The sequence below is a fragment of the Megasphaera sp. AF13-6AC genome, assembly GCF_027685385.1.
Taxonomy (GTDB): Bacteria; Bacillota; Negativicutes; order Veillonellales; family Megasphaeraceae; genus Megasphaera; species Megasphaera micronuciformis.
Map to the genome: position 1 here is coordinate 1 of NZ_JAQCUN010000156.1, position 2,139 is coordinate 2,139.

General features: G+C 48.3%; 2 protein-coding genes and 1 pseudogene. All 3 read left to right on the top strand.

From position 1 onward, the window contains the following. Positions 1-564: pseudogene (locus PGX78_RS07460) on the top strand (DNA mismatch repair endonuclease MutL); the annotation flags it as partial. 1 nt (position 565) lies between these two features. After that, complete coding sequence (locus PGX78_RS07465; protein WP_270446251.1) at positions 566-1,357, top strand: class I SAM-dependent methyltransferase; 792 nt, start codon at positions 566-568, stop codon at positions 1,355-1,357. Next, a partial coding sequence (gene miaA / locus PGX78_RS07470) for a tRNA (adenosine(37)-N6)-dimethylallyltransferase MiaA (RefSeq protein WP_270446252.1) occupies positions 1,354-2,139 on the top strand: 786 nt, incomplete at its 3' end. The genes PGX78_RS07465 and miaA, both read left to right, overlap by 4 nt.

Sequence of the window (2,139 nt, forward strand, 5' to 3'; positions counted from 1 at the left end):
GTTTTCATTCCCTTGGGGGCCGTAGCAAATTGCTATATTGTGGCAAAGAAGGGTGAAGACTTGTATATTATCGATCAACATGCAGCTCATGAACGGGTTCGGTATGATAAATTTTGCAAACGTACGGAAAGCATGCCCAGTCAACAGTTGTTGACCGCCGAGTTTGTCGAAGCCGACAGTAGTGACATGCAGTTGTTTTCGGAAAAAGAAGAGGTTTTTCGAGATTTAGGCTATATTTATACGGAGGCGGGTCCGACGACCTTGCGTATGGAAGCCATTCCCGCCGATTTACCTACATCACATATTGCCGATTCGTTGCAGGAAATTTGCCATATTTTACATGAAAGTCCGCAGACGGATAAGGCGACATTACGCCATTCGTCCTTGGCATATTTGTCATGCCACGGAGCGGTAAAGGCCGGAGACACCTTGAATATTCGGGAAATGAAGGAACTGTTGGAAGCCCTCTTCCATACGGAAACCCCTTATGTATGCCCGCACGGACGCCCTATTATCGTTCGCTTTACGCCCGGCGAATTGGCAAAGTTATTTAAACGGACTTAAGATGGAAAGGGTACCTGTTTATGTGACTACGTCTTTAAAAGGTGAAGTATCGTTAAAAGACGAAGCGAAAGCATGGGCCGATGAGGTCGACGCCCATTTTGTACCTCGCCAAGGACGAAGGGAAGAAGAACTTCACAATCTGTATGAAAACCTGATTATATATACGAACATGGGACCTGAAATACGAACTGAAGGCGGTAGTCATCACTTTCATCCCAGTATGGCGGAGTTACGTATCCGTCAAATCGATTCGGGTAAGGGCGATAGATTTCTTGATGCCGTCGCCGCTACGGGACCCGTTAAGTTTTTGGACTGCACTTGCGGGCTCGGCTCGGATGCTCTCGTAGCCTCTTACGGATTGCCTCGGGGATCGCGTATCGATGCCGTAGAGGCGTCTCCTTTGCTTGCAAGAGTAACGGCATGGGGATTTTCCAGATATGTACATGAACGTCGGGATGTAACGGAGGCCTTACGACATATACATCTGTCGCACGATACTTACGAGTCTGTCCTTACTTCGATTGAGGATAAGTCGTACGATATTATTTATTTTGATCCCATGTTTACCCGGCCCGTTCAAGAAAGCAGTAATTTTACGCCGTTACGTGACGTTGTTTGTCATGCCCCTTTGACGACGGATATGATAGATTTGGCTCTTTGCAAGGCCGGAAAACGAGTGGTCATTAAGGGACGTGACTTTTCGGGATTAACCGGAAAATATGATAATTTCAAAGTCGGCGGCGGAAGATACAGCCGTATTTCTTATGCCGTATTGGAGTGTAGTCGTAAATGAATGAAATAATCGCCATCGTCGGTCCTACGGCTGTGGGTAAGACGGCGCTCAGTTTTAAACTGGCCGAACGGTTTCAAACGGAATTAGTATCGGCCGATGCGTATCAAGTATATAAGGGCATGGACATCGGTACGGCTAAGGCGACAAAGGATGAGCTGGCGACCTATCGCCACCATCTTATAGATATTATTGAACCGAATGAAGACTTTTCTGCTGCAGCCTTTCAAGAGGCGGCACGGACTACGATTGAAGACTTGCATGAAAGAGGTAAGATTCCCATCCTCGTCGGCGGTACGGGACTGTACGTACAGTCTCTTTTGGAAGGATACGAGTTTAAGGCGAAGCGTCATTCCAAGGAAGAACGGCAGGCCGCTTCGAGCCGTATTGCCGCTTTGTCGGAAGAAGAGTTGAAAGCGTACATTACAGAAAAAACGGGATACGAACCTCCGGATTGGCACGAGTTATTGTCCAATTCTCATCGGCTTGTCCGCTTGGTAGGTGCAATTGAAAAGGGAGAAGGTGCGGCGGCGGTTATGCCGCAAAAGGCGGGCGGTCCGCTTTATCATGCCTTCGTCATTGGCTTATCCTTACCGCGACAGGTCTTGTATGAGCGTATCGAAAAGCGGATAGATGCCATGATTGAATCCGGTTGGATCGACGAGGTACAGCAGTTGTTGCAAGACGGCGTGTTGCCTGAAGCTCAGGCCATGAAGGCCATTGGGTATAAGGAACTGGTCCTGTATCTGGACGGTCAGTTATCGCTAGAGGCGGCGAGTGAGCTT